Origin of the sequence: Providencia sp. PROV024, from assembly GCF_032709665.1 — a bacterium.
Taxonomy (GTDB): Bacteria; Pseudomonadota; Gammaproteobacteria; order Enterobacterales; family Enterobacteriaceae; genus Providencia; species Providencia huashanensis.
On the sequence record NZ_CP120545.1, the window covers coordinates 3994729 to 4016609 of the forward strand.

The following is a 21881-nucleotide window of genomic DNA, read 5'->3' on the forward strand; positions in this document are numbered from 1 at the left end:
AGATAATAATGAATTACCGCCTATTTTCTATTTTAGGATATGGGTATATAAACATTATATTTAAACTTTAATGAACAGTTTTATGATGGTATCTCTTTAAGGGGTATTATTTTAATAACAGTAATAATCACACTGCATTTCTTTGTGGTTATTTGTATAATAACCCCTTCCTTGACTATAATAAAAATCAAGAAATAGTATTTGTTATTTTTAATCAATTTATTATGTCAATTACACTACATTTAATTCTTTACTTTTGCCCATAATAGGCATTTTTACCATGCTTACGTAAATAATGTTTATCTAACAGTTCTTGCTGCATTGCCCCTACAGCAGGCTGTAATTGACGAGTAAATAAATTCATATAAGCGATTTCTTCTAAGACAACCGCATTATGCACCGCATTATCAGGGTTTGTCCCCCATGCAAATGGGCCGTGACTGTTAACTAATACTGCGGGAACATCTTTGGCTGTGATACCTTTTTCTTTAAATGTTTCAATGATGACATTACCCGTTTCCCTTTCGTAATCCCCAGCAATTTCATTTTCTGTCATTAAACGCGTGCACGGAATTTCACCATAAAAATAATCTGCATGTGTGGTGCCTAATGCACTTAATGGCTGCCCTGCTTGTGCCCAAATAGTGGCATGACGCGAATGAGTATGCACGATACCGCCAATTTCAGGGAATGCCTTGTAAAGTGCCAGATGGGTATCTGTATCAGAAGATGGTCGAAAATTACCTTCAACAACTTTTCCCGTTTCCAGTGAGACAACCACCATATCTTCTGCTTTCATGGTTTCATAATCCACACCGGATGGCTTAATTACCATTAACCCTGCTTGGCGATCAATGCCACTGACATTTCCCCAAGTAAAGGTCACTAGGTTATGTTTTGGTAATGCGAGGTTTGCTTCAAAGACTTGTTGCTTCAATTGTTCTAACATAATAATCCCCTAGCTATAAAATTTGCTTTAATATCAACAACAAAAATTTATTCTCTGGGTATATTTTGTGTGTTGATAACCTGTCTCTACCTATTAAGGTAAACAGATTTTGCTGATTTAAAAAGCGGTCACATTTACAAACTCGCAACAAACCACAGTCAATCGGTCATAATCAGTCATCATCGGTCACATTAAGTCAATATTTAGGCGTGGAAATATGACCGAGTTAGCCCATTTTTTTTTGTTTCTTATGAGTAACACAGAAAGATACTGCAAATAATGCGACTTAAATCACAACTAAATGTAACGATTACATATTGCTTTCAAATATAGCTATACAAGATCACTTTAAACGGCTTTGTTTTTTTCAAGAATGGAATACTTGAATCTAATCACGACAAAAAAAAAGCAACACAGGCAGAATAAATATCGTGGAAAAAATAGGAGTTAAACATGTTACAAGCCGAACGCCATAAATTAATTTGTTCTCATGTTTCACAAAATGGTTCGGCGTTAGTGCGTGAATTAGCTCAGTTATGTCTTGTTTCCCAAGAAACGATCCGCCGTGATTTAACAGTACTAGAGCGAGAAAACCGAATTATTCGTAGCTTCGGCGGTGCCGTTGCCATTGACCAAGAAGAAATGCCAATGGTCAATGTAATACCTTCTTCGGTCAAACTCAGTCAAATGGTCGATGGTGCAGAATCCTTTCGCAAAAGAACCGAAGAACACCCTGATGCGAAAATGAAAATTTCTAAGGCTGCACTGAAGTTTATCCAACCCGGCGACTGTATTATGCTAGATAACAGCAGTACTTGCTGGTTTTTAGCACGGCAAATACCTGATATCGATATTACTGTTGTCACTAATTCGGTCAAAATTATCCAAGCACTGGCTTGCCGTGATCGTGTACGAGTGATTGGGATTGGTGGTGAATACTCAGAACGTCATGATGATTTTCATGGCCCTATTGCAGAAAGTATTATTCGTAGCTTTCAGATAAAAACCTTATTTTTATCATGCCAAGGTTTTAATATTGAAAATGGTATTCGTGATGGTAGCGAAATAAATTCAAAGCTGAAAAATATTATGTTGCAAGTTTCAGAGAATAAAGTTTTGCTCGCCGACAACAGTAAACTCGGAAAATATGCTTTTAGCCAAGTTTGTACCTTTGAGGATATTAACGTACTCATTACTAACAAGCTTAATGATACTAATTTTCAAAAACAATTCCCGAATTTAAATATTATCGAGTGTGATAAGTAATTTATTAAAATATAAAAAGTCCGTAACCGTGATGTAAGTAAAATAATAATCATTCATTTATTTTCTGTATTAAAAAGTGCAGGGATATTATGTACCCATAATTCCTTAGCGCTTAATTATAGGCATACCTAAATGAGATAATAACATTGACCCTATGTTGATGAGAGATCTCGATTTAGTATCCATCTACACTAAGGAATACAACTATGAACATGAAAAAATTAGTTTTACCTTGTTTAATGAGCGTTGCACTGTTTTCCAATGTCGCAATGGCCGAATCACAAAAAGCACAAAAGCCATTCACGATGGGCGTAGTCGTTAAAGTCGGTGGTATTCCTTGGTTTAACGTTATGGAACAAGGGATCACCGAAGAAGGTAAAAAACTGGGCGTTAACGCATTCCAAGTTGGCCCTACAACGGCTGATCCAGCAGAACAAGTTCGTGCCATCGAAGATTTAATCGCCAAAAAAGTGGATGTCATTGGTGTCGTTCCTAACGATGCAAAAGTACTTGAGCCTGTATTAAAACGCGCTCAAGAAGCTGGTATTAAAGTCATTACTCACGAATCTCCAAATCAAACCAACGCAGACTGGGACTTTGAATTACTTGATACCCAAAGCATGGGAGCTAACCATATGAAAGATATGGCAGCTTGTATGGGTGAAGAAGGTAAATACGCCATGTTCGTCGGCAGTTTAACGGTCCCTCTTGTTAATGAGTGGGCGGATGCTGCCATTGCTTACCAAAAAGCCAATTACCCAAAAATGCAAATGGTAGATGACCGTTTTGGCGTTGCAGAATCCGTTGATGATTCAATGCGTACCGCTAATGACCTGTTATCTAAGCACAAAGACTTAAAAGGCATTATGTCATTTGGCTCGCAAGGCCCTATCGGTGCAGGTCGTGCTATTGATAAGCGCCGCAAAAATGATACCACCTGTGTATTCGGCACCTTTACCCCAGGCCAAGGCATTAAGTTACTAGAAAAAGGCGCTATTGATGGTGGCTACATTTCTAATCCTAAAGTTGCAGGACAAGTCTTCGTTCAAGTTGCGACTGCAATGATGAACGGTGAAGAAATTAAAGATGGCGTTTCAATCGGTGATATGGGTGAAATTAAAGTCAGTGGCAATACCATTTTAAGTGATAACCCTGTCAATCTGAATATCGAAAACACCAAAAAATTGGTTGAAGTCGGCCTGTAATTCTTCACTAGCAAAATAACATTTAAAACAAAAATACAATATTAATTAGCATTTTGAATTTACTGTTTTGTATAGCGCGAGTTGTAGCCAACAACGCAACAGCTTGCGCTATGACAAACAAGCCAACACCAATTTATTTGCAGTAGGAATTATACCTATGACAACCACCTCAAAAGCTGACAAATCCGACCCACTCATCACCTTACGAGACCTTTCCAAAAGCTTTGGGGGTCATCGTGCATTACGCAATATTGATTTGACGCTAAACAAAGGTGAGGTGCACTGTTTAGCAGGCACCAATGGGTGTGGAAAAAGTACCCTGATCAAAACTATCAGCGGTGTGTACGCTCCTGATAATGGCAGTAAAATCGAGATTGATGGCAAAAGTTACCACCGGTTAACACCCGATAAAGCTCGTGAATTAGGCGTACAGGTTATCTATCAAGACTTATCGCTATTCCCTAACTTAACGGTGGCTGAAAATATCGCTTTTGAGCTGAACCTCAAAGGGTATTTTGGTTGGTTCCAAAAAAAGAAATTGCGCGAAAAAGCGTTAGAAATACTCAATGAACTCGCTTTTTCCATTAACCCAGATACGCCAGTTCAATTTTTACCCATTGCTCAGCGCCAACAAGTCGCTATCTGCCGTGCCTTAGTCGCGGATGCTCGCCTAGTAATTATGGATGAGCCAACGGCGTCCCTCACTCGAACCGAAGTAAATCAATTACTATCGACAGTGAACTACTTAAAAAACAAAGGGATCACCGTCGTTTTTGTCAGTCATCGACTTGAAGAAGTCAAGGAAATATCTGACCGCATTACGGTGATCCGTGATGGGCAAAAAATTGGTACATGGCCTGCTGAAGGCTTAACCACCCGCAAAATTACCGAACTCATGACTGGTTTAGACATCGTTCATGAACGCAAACCCCCAAACAATGCGGAAGATAGACGTACGGTTCTAGAAATTAAAAACTTCAGCCGCTCAGGCCAATATCAAGATATTTCGTTGAGTTTAAAACGCGGTGAGGTATTAGGTTTATGTGGTTTGCTCGGTTCCGGCCGTACTGAACTAGCGCTCTCTTTATTTGGTATTACTCACCCCGATAATGGTGAGTTACGTATTGAAGGTAAACCCGTTAAGCTGAAGAACAATACCGAAGCGATTAAACACGGTATTGGCTATGTATCCGAAGACCGCCTAACGTTAGGTGCGATATTACAGCAATCTATCGCCGATAATATGGTCATTTCCATTCTTGATCGTTTAAAAACCCCATTGCATTTGATTGATGAAAAACAATGTCAAGACATTGTCCAAGAGTGGATTGCTGACTTAGATATTAAAGTAACTGACCCCAATAATCCCCTTTCCACGCTATCTGGCGGTAACCAACAAAAAGTGGTTCTTGCTAAATGGATTTTAACTCGCCCAAAAGTATTGATTTTAGACTCTCCAACTGTGGGTGTCGATATTGGTGCAAAAGACAGTATTTATAAATTAATTCACCGTTTATCTGGTGTGGGTATTTCAATTCTTCTAATTACCGATGAAGCCTCCGAAGCTTATTATAACTGCGACAGAATTTTACATATGAAACAAGGAACTATCGTCAAAGAAATCATGACAGATTCCATCAATGAGCAACAGTTGGAGGAAATCATCAATGGCTAATTGGCAAAAACTTCGACCACAATCAGTTGAAGGTTGGTTAATTTGGGTCATTATCATTATGGTGGTTTTCTTTACTGCTATGAGCCCACAATTTCTGACTATTCAAAACTTACTCGACCTAAGTGAAAGCTATGCAGTCACAGGTGTCTTTGCTTTAGGGTTATTTGTCGTCTTAGTCACTGGTGGGATAGATATTTCTTTTGCGGCCGTAGCTTCGGTCGTTCAATACGTCATAGCAACATGGTTATTACAAGGAATTATTGCTAGCCCAGCCCTGAGTATCACATTGGCGATTGTCATTGGTATCGCTTTTGGTTTAATCAATGCAATATTAATTTACTCCCTCAATGTGGTTTCCATCATTATCACCATCAGCATGCAATCATTGTTATTTGGCATGCTGATGTGGTTAACAAATGGCCATAGTATTTATGATTTACCCGATTGGTGGGTAGACCCTGTGACTATCTTGCCGTTCGAAGTCGATGGGGAATACTACCAAGTTGGCCTGCCTCTTTTAGTGATGCTTGGTATTGCCTTCCTGACTTGGGTTTTAATGAATAAAACCCATATTGGCCGCCAGTTATATGCGGTTGGGGGCAGCCAAGAGTCTGCGACTCGTATTGGTATTCGAGTTTCTGTCATTTATTTGTTCGCTTATGGCTATCTAGGTGCTATGGCAGCCATTGGTGGCATGTTGCAAACTTATCGAATGAGTGAAGTGGTACCCAGTGCCCTCGTAGGAGGAGAACTCGATGTACTTGCAGCGGCGGTGTTAGGAGGGGCAAGTTTGTCGGGGGGACGCGGTACGGTGATCGGTACGCTCATGGGGGTTTTCCTGATCGGTATCTTAAAGAATGGCCTCAACTTAATTGGCGTCTCTAACTATTTCGTCAATATCGTCATCGGCATGGTTATCCTCATTGCGATTTGTATTACTCACTACAAAAAACGCAAAGAGACGGACGTAGGTTTTGTTTAACAGGAATATCACCATGAAAAAACACGCTTTTTTTAAAATTGATGGCTCTGTTATCGGACTGCTTTCAATCTTCTTATTGGCGATTGCTGCATTCAGCATCGCTATGCCGGGGCATTTTTTTACGCAAAATACTTTTTTAAGTATTACCTTCCAATTACCTGAGCTAGGTTTACTCACTTTTGCCATGTTTGTCCCGATGTTAAGCGGTGGTTTAAACCTTGCGATTATCAGCACCTCTAACTTAACGGGCTTATTTATGGCGTGGGTCTTTATTAATTACCTACCCGTGGAGGCAGGAACTGGTACGCAATTAATGTGGTTATTATTGGCATTAGTCGGTGCAACGGTCATCGCGGTAATTATTGGCACACTCACAGGGCTAATGATTTCCCATATCGGTGCCCACCCAATTCTAGTCACACTTGGTACGATGACCATTATCAGTGGTATTGGGGTTTACCTTACTAAAGGTGCCGCACTCAGCGGTATGCCACCGATTGTACGTGCTATTGGTGCTGACACTGTATTTGGTGTCCCTATTGCTATGATTATCTTTATTGTCACCGCTATCTTGTTAGCCCTATTTTTAGGTTGTACACGCTTAGGGAAAAATATTTACATGAGTGGCAGTAATATCAATGCCACATGGTTCAGCGGTATTCGTACAGACCGCGTAATGATCGCCATCTATACCATTTCTAGCCTTCTGTGCGTACTTGCAGGCCTCATTATGATGGCACGCTTTAACTCTGCACGTATGGGCTATGGTGACTCTTATTTATTACTCACCATCCTTGCCATTGTATTAGGTGGGACTAACCCATTTGGCGGAGTTGGGAAAGTTAGCCGTGTATTCTGCGCTTTATTAGTTTTACAAGTCATCGCAACGGGTTTAAGCCTACTGGGAGTCAGCCTGCACTTTAACCTTGCGGTTTGGGGGATCACCCTAATTTTGGCACTGGCGTTCAAATTCTTCAAAGAAAGATGGAGTGCTAAACGAGCCATGACCCGCAACCAGCGCCTTAATAAAACATCACCACAAAGTTAAATTTTTCAGGGAGAACACCATGCGCAAGCATCCAATTGGAATTTATGAAAAAGCATTACCTAAAGATAGCAGTTGGTTAGAGAAATTAGCGTTAGCTAAAGCCGCTGGATTTGATTTTGTTGAAATGTCAGTGGATGAAACCGACGAACGCCTTGCACGCTTGGACTGGAGCCAAGCTGAGCGCCTAGACATTGTCAAAGCCATCCAGCAAACTGGCGTGCGTATTCCAACAATGTGTTTATCTGGTCACCGCCGTTTCCCTTTCGGTAGCCACGATGAAGCAACTCGCATGATGGCTTATTCCTTGATGGAAAAAGCCATCAAATTAGCGCAAGACCTTGGGATCCGGACTATCCAACTTGCAGGTTACGATGTCTATTATGAAGAGCAAGATGCACAGACCATTGCCCATTTTGAAAAAGGGATGCAATGGGTCAGTGAAGTTGCCGCAGCGGCTCAGGTAATGTGTGCCGTAGAGATCATGGATACGCCATTTATGAATTCCATCACTAAGTGGCAAGCCCTATCTGACAAAATTCGCTCTCCATGGTTTTCTGTTTACCCTGACGTGGGTAACTTGACCGCATGGGGGAATAATGTCGAACAGGAATTCACACAAGGCATTGAGCACGTCACGGCTATTCACTTAAAAGATACCTACGCGGTAACAGAAACCTGCCAAGGCCAATTCCGTGATGTCCCTTTTGGGGAAGGCTGTGTCGATTTTGTGAATTTATTCAAACTATTAAAGCGTTTAAATTATCGCGGTACCTTTTTGATTGAAATGTGGACAGAAAAAGCAGAAGAACCATTGATTGAAATCATTAAGGCTCGCCATTGGATAGAAGATAAAATGCAACAAGCTGGTTGGTACAACGCTTAAAGGAGCCCACAATGAATGCATTTTTTATGGGTGTCGACCTTGGTGGTACTGTTATTAAAGCGGGAGTCTACACACCTGAAGGCCAAGAAATTGTTGTTGCAGAGCACCCTTTCCCCACTGAGAGCCCTGAAGCAGGGTTTAGTGAACGAAATATGGATGTGCTATGGGAAGCAGCCTGTAGCGTGATCCGCGAAGCGATTAAAAATAGCCGCTTGAATGCTTCACAAATTTCGGGCGTTAGCTTTTCTTCGCACGGTAAGGGCCTCTATTTACTCGATAAACACGGCAAACCCGTTAGAAATGGGATTGTATCTTCGGATTCCCGCGCTCAGGCCATTGTTGATGAATGGCATAAAAATGGCACGGCAGACAAAGCCTATCCGCTGAGTTTACAGCAGCTCTGGGCTTCTCACCCCGTCGCATTACTACGCTGGTTAAAAGAAAACGAACCCGATAACTACCAGAGTACAGGTCATGTTTTAATGGTACATGACTATATTCGCTATCGCCTTACTGACCAAATTGCCTGTGAAGAAACTAATATTTCAGGTAGCCAGTTATTTAACCAAACTAAATCAAGTTACGACCCTAGCTTATGCAAACTATTTGGTATTGACGAGGTCAATGACAAATTAGCACCAGTGATCAATTCAGCCCAACTTGCGGGGACTGTAACGCATAAAGCAGCAGCAGAATGTGGCCTGACAGAAGGGACGCCTGTCTTTGGTGGTTTCTTCGATGTTGTCGGTGCAGCCTTGGCTTCGGGCGTCAATCAAAAAGATAAACTGAGTGCAGTTGCTGGGACATGGACAATCTCCACCCGTGTTTTTGATGAAATTATCCCATCAGATTACCCGTATGTTTGGAGCAAATACTGTATTCCAGGTACTTATTTTGTCCATGAAGGAAGCCCAACGTCAGCCAGTAACCTCGCGTGGTTTACGCGCCATTTCTTCAATCAACGCTTACAGGACTATGAGGTACTTAACCATTGCGTAGCCGAAGGGGCAACAAGGCAAAATGATATCCTATTTTTCCCTTGGCTATATGGCTCTAATTACCATAGTAACCTGCATGGCGGCCTATTAGGTTTAAGTTCTCACCATACAGATGCAGATATTGTTTACGCGATTTACCAAGGTATTGTGTTCTCTCACTTGCTGCATCAAGACCGCATTGTTGGGCTCGATAATACCACTGAGTCCATTCGCTTTACGGGTGGCCCAACCCACTCCCCATTGTGGATGCAAATGTTCTGTGATGCGAGTAATTTACCGTTAGATGTCGTCAACATACAACAGTCTGGCTGCCAAGCGGCGGCGCTGTGTGCTGCCGTTGGAACCGGTTATTATTCCGGCTTCGATGTCGCCATTTCAGCCAGTACAGCGAAAATGACAACTTACCAACCCAATGCCGTTGGGCATCAGCAATTACGCGATAAATTTGCTCGTTTTAAATCCGTGGCGGATGCTCTGAGCCGCTAATTAAGGTTTTATATCGATAAAAAGGCAGTGCTGACATTAGGCCCTGCCTTTTTTGTTTAGTTAATCCGCAATAATTTTTGTATTAACGGTTACAGGGGAAAGTACTGTGCCCTGCGGTAAGCTATTGTATTTTACTTGCGATATTCAGCTAACCTGCTGTTTTAACCACTGAATAAAAATATCCGCTTTTGGGTGCCGCTTATCATTAAGCATCGCAAAGTAATACCGCTGTTGGCAGGTTAATGGCGTATCGCCAAAAGGCATCACGAGCTCACGGCTTTTAATCCGCTTTTCCACCAGCTGCTTGCGCCCCATTGCTACACCTGCGTGGTTCATTGCGGCTACAATAGCTAAGTCTGAACGGTCAAAACACAGGTTTCGGCGGTGGGGAAACAAGGATAGCTGATAGTATTCGCTCCATGCTTTCCACTCATCATAGTCGGAATTGCTGCTCCATGCTTGCCGGTCATGCAGTAACGTACAGTTTTTTAGTTGATGAATATTATTCAGCAAATCATATTGCTGGGCATATTTCGGACTACACACTGGAACCATCGACTCTGACATCAGGTCTTCACAATAGAGATTAGACCTTGTCATATCATCATAATAAATTGCCACATCAATACCATAGCCGCGAAAATTAACATCATCGTTCCCTGTTAATAAATTTAATTGAATCGATGGGTATTGATTAGCAAAATCTGCAATTTTCGGGATCAACCAGCACTGGGCAATCGATGGGCGTGAGTAAACTGTTAATTCCCCAGAAATTTCTTGGTTTTTGATATCAATAATTTCTTGGTTAATATCATCCAGATTTTTACGTAACGCCCAATAAATACGCTCACCATCGGAAGTTAACTCAATACGCCGATGAAAACGCTCAAATAATTTAAAACCCAGTTCTCCCTCTAAGGTATTAATACGATGACTTACCGCACTGGGTGTGAGGGCAAGCTCCTGCGCCGCTAGGGCAAAAGAGCTATGTCGCGCCGCAGCTTCAAAGGTATGTAGGCGGGATAATTGATAGCTCGATAACCGCTTATTCCATTGAATAAAACCGGATTGTTCAAATTGATTCAAATTCGATGACACCAACCTCTTCCCCCCTTATTTGAGAAATGACCCAGCTCGTCGCTATCAACAATATAGCGCCTTTAAGGTGAATTTATATGATGCAAATCCTAATATTGGTATTTTATATGACCCATATCACGCACTTGAGTTAATTGAATTCATCTAAAGCTTAGGTTTCATCGTTTGTCACCCTTGCATATTTATTATCCAATAGAAGTACAACAACAAAATGATTAGGGGTAGGATATGGACTCTACAATGTGGATGCTCGGTACTCTGGTTATTAGTATCTTGCTGATCATAGTCTCAATTATTAAATTTAAGTTTCACCCTTTTTTAGCCCTGTTACTCGCCAGCTTTTTTGTCGGTATTGCAATGAAAATGAACCCGTTAGAGATGGTGAATGCTATCGAAAATGGGATTGGCGGTACACTCGGTTTTTTAGCCGCTATTATTGGACTAGGCACCATACTAGGGAAAATGATGGAGATTTCAGGTGCAGCAGAGCGCATCAGGATCACCCTACAGAAAAGCCGTTGGTTAACTCCAGACGTCACCATGGTACTAATTGGTTTAATCTGTGGTATCACTCTATTTGTTGAGGTGGGGGTTGTTTTGTTGATCCCACTGGCATTTTCCATCGCCAAAAAAACCAATACCTCTTTATTAAAACTGGCTATCCCGCTATGTACTGCGCTGATGGCCGTACACTGTATCGTTCCGCCACACCCTGCTGCACTATTTGTCACTAATGAACTTGGGGCAGATATTGGCACTGTGATTGTTGCGGGCTTAGCCGTTGGTTTAGTCGCCTCACTGGTCGGCGGGCCATTATTCCTAAAGTTCTTAGGTGAGCGCTTACCTTTTAAAACGGTACCAGAAGCCTTTTCTGACTTAGAAGTCCGTGAAGAAAAAGATTTACCCTCGCTAGGTGCCACTTTATTTACCGTTTTACTGCCAATTATTCTCATGTTGATCAAAACCGCAGCAGATTTGAACATGAGCAAAGACAATCAATTATTTACCCTTTTACAGTTTATTGGTAACCCAATCACTGCCATGTTTATTGCCGCATTTGTCGCTTATTACGTACTGGGCATTCGCCGTAATATGGGCATGAGCGTGCTACTCAGTAAAACGGAAGAAAGCTTTAGTTCCATCGCCAATATTTTATTAATCATTGGTGCGGGAGGGGCGTTTAATGGCATCTTAAAAGGAAGTGGGTTAAGCGATTCCCTTGCGCTGGTTCTTTCAGGCATTGATATGCACCCAATCCTATTGGCTTGGTTAGTGGCTATCATTCTACATGCTGCGGTAGGCTCTGCGACCGTTGCCATGATGGGCGCCACTGCAATTGTTGCCCCATTAATGCCAATGTACCCGCATATCAGCCCTGAGATCATGACATTAGCCATCGGCTCAGGCGCAATTGGCTGTACCATCGTGACGGACTCCTTGTTCTGGCTGGTCAAACAATATTGTAATGCCACCTTAGCTGAAACATTTCGTTTTTACAGTGTCGCCACACTTATCGCATCCCTCGTTGCGCTGGCAGGCACCTTTGCACTTTCATTTGTGATTTAAAAGAGAGTAATTATGACTCAGATAAATATTGATAAGTTAATTGCTGACACCCCTTTAGTTCAGGACTTAATCGATTTAAAGCAAGTTACTTGGTTTAACCCAAACTCAACCACCACACAAGCGGGTTTACCCTATGTGGGGTTGACCCTCGAGGATGTGCAAGACGCCGAGGCACGTTTAACACGTTTCGCCCCATATTTAATGAAAGCGTTTCCTGAAACGCAAACCACACAAGGGATCATAGAATCCGACGTGGTTGCTATTCCCAATATGCAAAGTGCTCTTGAAACACGTTATAAAACGCCAATTACTGGGGAAATGTTACTTAAAAAAGATAGCCACCTACCTATTTCGGGCTCAATAAAAGCGCGAGGCGGTATCTATGAAGTTTTGACCCATGCGGAAAAGCTCGCTTTAGAAGCCGGTTTATTATCAATTGATGATAATTATGAAATTCTATCCTCAGATAAGTTTCGACAATTCTTTAGCCAATATAGTATCGCCGTTGGCTCAACCGGCAATTTAGGCATGTCTATTGGCATTATGAGTGCAAAATTAGGCTTTAGTGTCAGTGTACATATGTCGGCGGATGCACGTCAGTGGAAAAAAGATAAGTTACGTTCTCACGGCGTAAATGTTGTTGAATATCAACAGGATTATAGCATTGCGGTCGAACAAGGCCGCAAAGAAGCTGAAAAAGACCCGCGCTGCTTCTTTATTGATGACGAAAACTCAACCACACTATTTTTAGGCTATGCGGTTGCAGGTTTACGTTTGAAAAAACAATTTGTAGAGCAAGGCATTATTGTTGATAACCAACACCCGCTGTTTGTTTATCTGCCTTGTGGTGTCGGCGGAGGCCCGGGTGGCGTTGCCTTTGGCTTGAAGTTAGCCTTTGGTGATGCGGTACATTGTTTATTTGCCGAACCCACACATTCACCTTGCATGTTGCTTGGTGTGCATACAGGGCTCCATGATGCCATTTCAGTACAAGAAATCGGCATTGATAACATCACGGCCGCTGATGGCCTTGCAGTGGGACGCGCGTCAGGGTTTGTGGGGCGTGCAATGGAACATTTAATTGATGGTTATTACACGATTGATGATACCGAGATGTACAACCTATTAAGCTTACTTAATCAAACGGAGTCGATTAAGCTCGAGCCTTCCGCACTAGCAGGTATGACCGGCAGTGTTCATGTCACCCAAAACACAGACTATTTACAGTCTAAGTCACTGACACCAGAAGTCATGGCCAATGCCACCCACCTTGTCTGGGCGACCGGTGGCGGTATGGTACCGCAAGATGAGATGGATAAATATTTATCGCAAGCCAAACTAAGCTAGTGATACATAGGATTAAAGCCATCTTCTTTTTTTATCAGAAGATGGCTTTAAAATTATTGCCCCGGTAATGGCACTAAATCACTTTCAATATAACGTCGTACCAATGTTGCTAACGCAACCAGTGAATCAATATGCGTTCTTTCCCAACCATGGGAGCTATCTAAGGCAAAACATGCTAATGCAACCCGAATATCCCACCCAGCATCAATAGCTGCCGCACTATCAGAACGGTAATGTTTAAATGTATCGCGCACATGAGGGATGTTATATTGCTGGCATAATTGCAGTAAGTGGCGCGTAATCGCTAAATCAAATGGCCCCGTTCTATCACGAAATGCCAATGTTAATGCGTCATCACGTGTTGTTTGATCAGGCGCTGAAACAGAATTATCAATCGCTAATAATTCCTGAACTTGCTCACCAAAGCCATGAGTCCCTCCAATCCCGACCTCTTCAGAAATCGTGAACATCAATTGGCAAGAAACAGCTGGTAGCACACCATCGTCCACTAGCGATTTTAATGCCGCTAACATCACCGCACAGCCTGCTTTGTCATCTAAATGACGAGAAACAATAAACCCATTGTCAATAAATTCAGGTTGGGCATCAACTGCCACCATATCCCCCACATTCAGACCATGAGATTGTAGATCTTCCACACTATAACATGGGGCATCAAGGCGAATTTCTAAGTTATCCCAATCAGCCACTTGAGTATCCACTTCGGTATTAAAGCGGTGACCTGATGCTTTTAACGGTAGAATGGTGCCGCGATACTGGTGATTATCACCATACACGGTGACTCGAGCGCCTTCAGCAAAGCGCGCAGCCCAAGTGCCCGTATTACGTAACGCTAACCGCCCGTTAGGTTTGAGCTGAGTAACCATTGCCCCTAAGGTATCCAAATGGGCTGCAAGTGCCCGTTTGGGTTCATCATTACCGAATGTAATATATAACACTCCACGGCGCGTATACTGCGGTGTAAAACCCAACTCAGTCAACCATTGGTGCGTTTGTGCGACCGCTTTCTCAGTCATACCCACCGGGCTAGGTGTACATAAAAGTGTCTTTAATACTGAGGTTAGATATGCTTTATCTATCATTATGTTACCTATCTTCACTTAAAAAACGTTCTTGCAGTGTGGCTTGTAGAGCCAACATTGCTTGCTCGGCATAATTCATGTGCTCTTCCATCACCGCCTGTACCTTAGCGGCATCTTTACGGCGTAATGCCTCTATTAATTGATACTGATATTCAATGCCTTGGCATCTATCTACTGGTTCGGGTTTCAGGTAAATGTCTTTACAAACCGCTAAATCTTTAAGTAAACGCTGTAAAAAATGGCAGATAAACACTAAGAGAACATTATCTGAGTAACTGGCAACGACGGCATGGAAATCCAACTCTGCCATTCGCTGTTGCCAGCGTTCCTCTTCATTAGCAGGCTCATGGTCGTAAATCGCAATGGTGTCATACAGTTTTTGAATTCCCGCATTATCGATATTATCAATGGCACTCACTGCAACAACTGGCTCTAATAATTTACGCAATGTATAGATATCTTTAATGGAAATATCTCGCGTGAATAAATAGTTTGATAACAAGCTCATCGCACGGGATTCGGTCATTGAATCAATAAACGCCCCCCCGCCTGGGCCCGTTTTGGTTTTAATTAACCCCTGCACTTCCAATGATTTTAAGGCTTCTCTTACCGTGCTTTTACTCGCGCTATAACGCTCAATTAGCTCTTTTTCTTGGGGTAAGCGGTCACCCGGTATCAGGTTATCCGCCATAATCGTTTCTTTTATCGCATTAACAATTTCATCAGTACGTTTAATGCGAACTGGCTCGATAGCCGCTGTCTTATCCGTGCTCATATTAGGACCCCAACTGATTTTAAATATATTTCTAAGCTTCAACGCGAATACGCGGCGCACTCGCCAGTAAGTTACGAGTGTAGTCGTGTTCTGGTGCCGCAAATAAGTCACAAGTATCACGACATTCTAGCAAATCCCCTAAATAGAGTACGGCCACCCTATCTGCTATAGACTCTACCACCGCCAGATCATGGCTAATAAATAAGTAAGACAGTGAAAACTGTTGCTTTAGTTCTTCGAGTAACAACAAAACTTGGGCTTGTACTGACACATCCAATGCGCTCACAGGCTCATCAAGAACTAAGATTCGCGCATCTGCGGCAAGCGCTCGCGCAATCGCTAAGCGCTGAGCTTGCCCCCCTGAAAACTCGTGAGGGTAACAGGCTAATGCATCCATTGGCATATGGACAGCCTCAAGCAATTCAGCCAACCGCCCCTGTCTTTGTGTTTGATTCATATGCTTTAAATATTTTAAAGGCACCGACAATGTTTCACCGATGGTTTTGCGTGGATTTAAAGAAGCAACAGGGTCTTGGAATACATATTGAATAGCTTGACCGAAAGCACGAGCCCCCTGTTTTTGCCACTGAGCACGAGTTTGCCCGAGTACCGTAATGTCGCCTGAGGTTTCTTTCTCTAACCCAACTAGAATACGGGCTAAAGTGCTTTTCCCTGAGCCGCTTTCCCCTACGACGGCTAACGTTTCCCCTTCGTACAATGACAATGAAATATTTTTCAGCGCCTGAACTTCTCTCCCTCGGGGATGAAATAAGCTGCGAGGGTGACCAAAGGTTTTCACCAGTTGATTAACGTCAATAACCTTGTTCATTAGGCCTCCTGTGCGGAATTATTTCCATAAAGCTGCTCAACCTGAGTCAAAAACGCTCTGCCCTCTCCCAATTTTGGAACACTGGCTATCAGCCGCTGTGTATAAGGGTGCTGAGGTTGCTGTAACACGTCTTGTGTATTACCGGTTTCTACGATAACGCCCTGCTGCATAACGGCCACTCGGTCACAAATTTGGTTAATCACCGCAAAATCATGAGTAATAAATAACAATGCTACCCCTCGTTCACGACGTAGTTGATCGAGCAATTCTAAAATTCGCGCTTGTACGGTGACATCTAGTGCGGTTGTCGGTTCATCGGCAATAATCAAAACAGGGTCATTCGCTAATGCCATCGCAATACCAACTCGTTGGCGTTGCCCACCGGATAACTCATGAGGATAAGCATCAAAACGCTCCGCTGCATCCGGTATACCGACGCTATCAAGTAGTTCAATCGCTTTCATTTTGGCATCATAACTCGATAACGCTTGGTGAGCCGTGATCGCTTCACGAAGCTGTACACCCACGGTAAATTGGGGGTGTAACGTAGTCAGAGGATCTTGGAAAATATATGACACCTTAGCACCACGGCGTCTTTGCATAACGGATAAAGGTAAAGACAACATTTCTTCATGCTCAACATAGATGCCACCTGCGGTGATCACCGCGGGCGGCGAAGCCAAAAGCCCCATAACAGATAATGCAGTTACACTTTTCCCTGAACCACTTTCACCAATTAACCCCAAACATTCCCCCGCACCAACATTAAAGCTAATACCTTTAACGGTAGGCCGTAATTGCCCCCCCTGACGAAAGGCGACAGAAAGGTCTTTAACTTCCAATATCGCCTGTTTTCCCTCGGTTTTGGCAGGAATATTTACACGGTCTGTTTGTGTCATCGGTTGTGAACGATGTAAGGCACCTGATTTTAGGCGAGGGTCAAGGATGTCACGTACCCCATCCCCCAGTAAGTTAAAGCTAATCACAATCAGGAAAATCATAATTCCAGGAACCAGAGCAACATGTGGTGCAACAAACATCTGAGCACGCCCTTGACCTAGCATCGACCCTAAATCAGCATTCGGCGGCTGGGTTCCTAATCCTAAAAATGACAAGCCAGCGGTTTCTAAAATCATCCACCCGATGGTCGTCGACATTGTGACAACAATGATTGGCAATACATTCGGTAAAACCTCGGTCAGTAAGACCTGTAAATGGTTTTTACCTGACAACCTTGCGGCCTGAATAAAGTCTCTATCTCGCAGCCCAACCGTTAACCCACGGATATTTCTCGCGAAAAAAGGAATATTCACTAATGCGATAGCATATAGCGCATTTAATAAACCGGGGCCAAGTACAGCTACAATCGCTAACGCTAATAGGATATATGGAAATGCCATCAACATATCAATACAGCGCATCAATAAGGTATCAGTTCGGTGGCCCACATAGCCGGCGATTAAACCAATTAGGGTTCCAAGTATTGCAGCGATTAACGTCGCTGAAATACCCACCATCAGCGAAACACGAGTTCCCCACAATAATCGAGACAAGATATCCCGCCCTAAATGGTCAGTGCCTAATATATGCCCCGGTGAAAAAGCTGGGAGCAAGCGGTTCACTAAGTCCGTTTCATCTGGATTAACCAAAGGCAACCAAGGCGCAAGCAAGGCAAGTAGCATAATAATGGTTAAAATAAACAGCCCTAGTGTCGCAAGGCGATTAGCGAGCAATAAAGAACCTATTGATTGACGATGACGATGTTGAATAACTGGGGCGGTATTATGACTCATGATTTCAACCTCGGATCTAACATTGCTTGCACCACATCAGCCAGCAAATTGATAAACACATAGGACGCAGCAGCAATTAACACGCCCCCTTGCACTAAAAATAAATCACGGGTAGCTACCGCTTTGACCAACATTGCCCCTAAGCCCGGCCATTGAAAAACCGTTTCAATATAAACCGCACCACCAAACACAAACCCTGCCTGAATACCAATAACAGGGATCACCGATACCAATGCCATACGAAATGCATGGCGGAAAATGACTTTGCGTTCACTCAACCCTTTTGCGCGTGCAGTACGAATAAAATCAAGGCGTAGAACCTCTAACATTGCTGTTCGCGTCAAACGCGCTATCACGCCTGTCGCAACTAGCGAAAGGGTTATTGCGGGTAAAACAAGGTGATGCAATAAGTCGCGAAAGCCGCCACCCTGCCAAATATCATACATTCCTGATGCGGGGAACCATTGTAGCTGTACCGAAAAAAGCATGATCATCAACAACCCAATCCAAAAGGATGGCATTGAAATACCAAGTAAAACTGCCAATGTGATCGTCCTATCACTCCAACTAAATTGACGGATCGCAGAAATAATCCCAGCTAATAGCCCCAGCACTGAGCTGAGCAATAACGCACTTCCCCCCAAAATTAAGGTGGCAGAAAAACGCTCAAGGACCTCATCAACCACAGGACGATTCAGCACAAAAGAACGCCCTAAGTCCCCTGAAATCAAATTATTCATCCAAATAAAATACTGCTGATATAACGGTTTATCTAAACCAAGCTCAGTTTTCACTCGAGCCACGTTCTCTGGTGTTGCCCAAGGTCCAAGCAATGCTTGAGCTGGCTCCCCAGGGATCATTGCCATGATAAAAAAGACAATTAATGTTAGACCAATCAGTATGGGTATCGTCGCTAACAGGCGTTTAAAGCAGTATAACCACATAGTTTTTCCCCATAAAATCTATTAACCAACTGAAAATATTCACGTTAATTAATCTTTGCGAACATCTTTAAGTAATAAATTAAAATTCGGCTGCAATTTAAAATGTTTAACATGCTCATTCGCGACTGCATTTTGCTTCCAATTAGCAACAAACAGCCAAGGTGCATCTCGGTGAACAATTTTTTGTACTTGTTTATACAGTTGAGCGCGTTCTTCAAGGTCATTCGTGACTCTCGCTTTATCTAACAACCTATCGAGTTGTTGATTACTGTAATAACCGGAATTAAAGCCGCCTTTATCGGGCCAAGATGCAGAATGTAAGGTTAGGAACGGCAAGGTATCAGGGTCATTCGTCATCCATGCCATTTCAGCCATGTGGGCTTGCTGTAAGCCTGAATTAACTTTAGATAAATAGGTATTCCACTCAAAGGTTTGAATTTCAACAGATAACCCAACAGCTTTGAGGTCTGCTTGGATTGCGGTTGCCATCGGGATAGGGTCTAACATACCTGAGCCCCCTTCCGTAACATAAAAAACAATTTTTTGCCCTTGTGCTCCCGCTTCTGCAATTAATTGCCGCGCTTTTTCAGGGTCATAAGGGTAAGCCTCTGTTTCTTGGTCAAACGCCCAGTCAAAAGCAGATGGAATAGGCCCTTCAGCCACACCAGCTGAATCTTGGAGAATATACTTAACGATATTTTGCTTATTAACCGCATAATTTACCGCTTGCCTTACACGCACATCATCGAAAGGAGGTTGTGATGCATTTAGCATCACGTACCACACATGTGGCCCTACGGCTTCATAAACCTTAAAACGCTCATCCTTGATAAATAAAGGGACGTTATCCGCAGGCACTTCAACCATCGCGTCAATCCCACCTGATAGCATTTCTGCTACCCGTGTATTGGCGTCAGTTATTGGTCGGAAAACCACATTTTTTAAGTGTGGTTTTCCATCCCAATACTGCTCATTTGCCGAGACCACAACGCGCTGGTTTGCCGTCCATTCGTCAAATTTAAACGGCCCTGTCCCGCTTGGATGACGACTAAAGTCCTTGTCATATTGCTTGACGGCTGCCGGTGACACAATCAGCCCTGCGGGGGTAGCTAAATTTGATAAGAACGGTGCAAATGGCTCTTTTAAGGTAAATACCACCGTTAAATTATCTGGGGTGGTAATTTTATCTATCGCAGAGAAAAAAAATGATAAAGGAAATGGACCAGTATGATAGTAAGGATGTTGGCTATCTAGCATGCGGTCAAACGTAAATTTAACTGCCTGCGCATCAAACGCACTACCATCATGGAACTTGATGTTTTCACGTAAATGAAATGTGTAAGTCAAACCGTCATCGCTGACTGACCATGACTTTGCCAATGCAGGTTCAAGTGTCAATGTACCATCGGCATTGCGAACTAACCCTTCGTATATATTCACGAGTATCCGAGAATCATTGGCCGCAGTCGCCACTTGCGGGTCGAGTGATTGCGGCTCCGCAACCTGCCCAAGCAATAGTACATCACTATGGTTTGCCGCCAATGTCGGTGTAGAAATAAAGCAGAAAAACCAAAAACTGGCTATCCACCTGCATAAACGCATCCTCATACGGCCCTCCCCGAGCGTTGACATTGCTATGTGATTTTTAAATGTGATTTGTGTCAATTTTGTTAATTATTTTATCTTTTATCCTATTTATGATGATAAATTATGTTTCACGCAACAATTTATAATGATAAATTTGATCGATGTCTAATTTATGAGGTGTGAAATGACATTTTCAATTGTGGCTCACTGTCCGCAAACAGGGAAAATTGGCGCAGCAACAGCAACAGGCGGGCCCGCTGTCGGTGCCCTTGTTTTGCATGGTGCAAGCCAAGTGGGAGCTATCGCAACCCAAGCCATGACCAACCCGATAGCAGGTTTAAAAGGTATTGAACATTTACGGCTTAGTGACCACGCCAAACAGAGCTTAGATTTCCTTCTGATGGAAGATACCAACAGTGAATTACGGCAACTGATCATTATTGATAAATATGGGGAAAGTGCAGACTGGACAGGAAGTAAATGCTTACCTTGGTGTGGTAGTTTGTCTGAAAAAAACTTCGCTACAGCAGGGAATATGCTAACCGGTGAGCAGGTTCTTCAAGCAATACACCAAAGTTATCAGCAAAACTCACATCTTGAGCTTGCAGACAGGCTATTACTCGCCATGCAAGCAGGGGCAAATGAAGGTGGTGATTACCGTGGGATACGCTCTGCTGCATTAAAAATATGGAATAACCGGCAATATGCAGATATTGATATTCGCTGTGACTGGTCAGAAACCCCGTTAACTGAGCTTTATTTGGTCCTTCAACAGGTTCGTTCCGAGGATTATGCTAATTTCTTTGCTCAAATCCCAACTGGGAATGAATATAAAACTGAAAATTAACATCACGATGGTGTATATTAACTAATAATGTAAATATTCTTAATAATATACACCCAGTAATTAAATGTATATTTAATATTCTAATTACATCTGCATCGTAATATAAATCCCCCAACGACATCAAAATTATCGCCAATTATTATTTAGTACAATTATATGTTTATTTTTATCAACCAGTTAAAATAAATTATTGTCTATATTTAGAATTATATTTTATTAACTAGCCTATCTGACTTATACGACAAGGTAATGTCTAATCTATAAAATAATTTTATCTTATTAAAATGAAATATTATTCTCCATTTAGAAAAACCAACAATAAATTAAATTAGACTCACCACGCCAATCATAAAATAAAATCATAAATATCAATTAATTAACTAAAACTTAAAAACAAAACAGTCCCACAAAGCTATATATTGATTGAAAGGTAACCATAAAGACTAATTAATAATCAACTGAACAAAAAATAGCTCATTCTTTTTAACTAAGCCTTTTTT

The 21881-nt window shown here is 42.4% G+C and carries 18 protein-coding genes; 10 read left to right on the forward strand and 8 right to left on the reverse strand.

Features of this window, described 5'->3' with window-relative positions:
• Positions 1-250: 250 nt before the first annotated feature.
• Positions 251-949 carry an L-ribulose-5-phosphate 4-epimerase gene (araD, locus tag P3L56_RS18460; protein WP_042845508.1) on the reverse strand — a complete coding sequence of 233 codons (699 nt, stop codon included), beginning with the start codon at positions 947-949 and terminating at the stop codon, positions 251-253.
• Between the two features lie 453 nt (positions 950-1402).
• On the opposite strand from araD, the gene P3L56_RS18465 reads away from it, so the two are divergent.
• From P3L56_RS18465 to P3L56_RS18495, 7 genes are all read left to right on the forward strand, one after another.
• On the forward strand, positions 1403-2215 hold the full coding sequence (locus P3L56_RS18465; RefSeq protein ID WP_042845509.1) for a DeoR/GlpR family DNA-binding transcription regulator: 813 nt from the start codon (positions 1403-1405) through the stop codon (positions 2213-2215).
• 212 nt (positions 2216-2427) lie between these two features.
• Positions 2428-3420 carry a substrate-binding domain-containing protein gene (locus tag P3L56_RS18470; protein WP_042845921.1) on the forward strand — a complete coding sequence of 331 codons (993 nt, stop codon included), beginning with the start codon at positions 2428-2430 and terminating at the stop codon, positions 3418-3420.
• A gap of 157 nt (positions 3421-3577) precedes the next feature.
• Complete coding sequence (locus P3L56_RS18475; RefSeq protein ID WP_131680072.1) at positions 3578-5095, forward strand: sugar ABC transporter ATP-binding protein; 1518 nt, start codon at positions 3578-3580, stop codon at positions 5093-5095.
• Positions 5088-6077, forward strand: coding sequence for an ABC transporter permease (locus P3L56_RS18480; RefSeq protein WP_210831675.1), 990 nt, complete (start codon positions 5088-5090; stop codon positions 6075-6077). The genes P3L56_RS18475 and P3L56_RS18480 overlap by 8 nt, the downstream gene beginning before the upstream one ends.
• 13 nt (positions 6078-6090) lie before the next feature.
• Complete coding sequence (locus tag P3L56_RS18485) at positions 6091-7125, forward strand: ABC transporter permease (protein ID WP_210831676.1); 1035 nt, start codon at positions 6091-6093, stop codon at positions 7123-7125.
• Positions 7126-7144: 19 nt separating this feature from the next.
• Positions 7145-8008, forward strand: a complete 864-nt coding sequence (locus P3L56_RS18490; protein WP_048605994.1) for an L-ribulose-5-phosphate 3-epimerase — start codon at positions 7145-7147, stop codon at positions 8006-8008.
• A gap of 11 nt (positions 8009-8019) precedes the next feature.
• Positions 8020-9492, forward strand: a complete 1473-nt coding sequence (locus tag P3L56_RS18495; protein WP_210831677.1) for an FGGY-family carbohydrate kinase — start codon at positions 8020-8022, stop codon at positions 9490-9492.
• 144 nt (positions 9493-9636) lie between these two features.
• Here P3L56_RS18495 and dsdC read toward each other — a convergent pair whose 3' ends face one another.
• Complete coding sequence (gene dsdC / locus P3L56_RS18500; RefSeq protein WP_272686043.1) at positions 9637-10590, reverse strand: DNA-binding transcriptional regulator DsdC; 954 nt, start codon at positions 10588-10590, stop codon at positions 9637-9639.
• A 228-nt stretch (positions 10591-10818) separates the two neighbouring features.
• Between dsdC and dsdX the strand changes: the two genes are divergently transcribed.
• Positions 10819-12156 carry a D-serine transporter DsdX gene (gene dsdX / locus P3L56_RS18505; protein ID WP_272686042.1) on the forward strand — a complete coding sequence of 446 codons (1338 nt, stop codon included), beginning with the start codon at positions 10819-10821 and terminating at the stop codon, positions 12154-12156.
• A gap of 12 nt (positions 12157-12168) precedes the next feature.
• Positions 12169-13503: a D-serine ammonia-lyase gene (locus P3L56_RS18510; protein WP_210831679.1), complete on the forward strand. Its 1335-nt coding sequence runs from the start codon at positions 12169-12171 to the stop codon at positions 13501-13503.
• A 53-nt stretch (positions 13504-13556) separates the two neighbouring features.
• On the opposite strand, the gene P3L56_RS18515 is transcribed toward P3L56_RS18510, so the two are convergent.
• The 6 genes from P3L56_RS18515 to P3L56_RS18540 are packed head-to-tail and all read right to left on the reverse strand — an operon-like array spanning position 13557 to position 20555.
• Positions 13557-14606 (reverse strand): osmoprotectant NAGGN system M42 family peptidase, encoded by a 1050-nt coding sequence (locus tag P3L56_RS18515; protein ID WP_210831680.1) that lies wholly within the window; start codon positions 14604-14606, stop codon positions 13557-13559.
• 4 nt (positions 14607-14610) lie between these two features.
• Positions 14611-15381 (reverse strand): FadR/GntR family transcriptional regulator, encoded by a 771-nt coding sequence (locus P3L56_RS18520; RefSeq protein WP_042845532.1) that lies wholly within the window; start codon positions 15379-15381, stop codon positions 14611-14613.
• Positions 15382-15412: 31 nt separating this feature from the next.
• Positions 15413-16210 carry an ABC transporter ATP-binding protein gene (locus P3L56_RS18525; protein WP_187549622.1) on the reverse strand — a complete coding sequence of 266 codons (798 nt, stop codon included), beginning with the start codon at positions 16208-16210 and terminating at the stop codon, positions 15413-15415.
• On the reverse strand, positions 16210-18003 hold the full coding sequence (locus P3L56_RS18530) for a dipeptide/oligopeptide/nickel ABC transporter permease/ATP-binding protein (RefSeq protein ID WP_210831681.1): 1794 nt from the start codon (positions 18001-18003) through the stop codon (positions 16210-16212). Before P3L56_RS18530 ends, P3L56_RS18525 begins: the two co-directional genes overlap by 1 nt.
• The gene (locus P3L56_RS18535; RefSeq protein ID WP_042845538.1) at positions 18000-18947 is read right to left on the reverse strand and encodes an ABC transporter permease; all 948 of its coding nucleotides are present in this window, start codon (positions 18945-18947) and stop codon (positions 18000-18002) included. Before P3L56_RS18535 ends, P3L56_RS18530 begins: the two co-directional genes overlap by 4 nt.
• 48 nt (positions 18948-18995) lie before the next feature.
• Complete coding sequence (locus P3L56_RS18540) at positions 18996-20555, reverse strand: ABC transporter substrate-binding protein (protein ID WP_042845539.1); 1560 nt, start codon at positions 20553-20555, stop codon at positions 18996-18998.
• 163 nt (positions 20556-20718) lie between these two features.
• On the opposite strand from P3L56_RS18540, the gene P3L56_RS18545 reads away from it, so the two are divergent.
• Entirely contained in the window at positions 20719-21381 is a 663-nt protein-coding gene (locus P3L56_RS18545; RefSeq protein WP_042845541.1) for a DUF1028 domain-containing protein, read from the forward strand.
• The last annotated feature ends 500 nt before the right edge of the window (positions 21382-21881 follow it).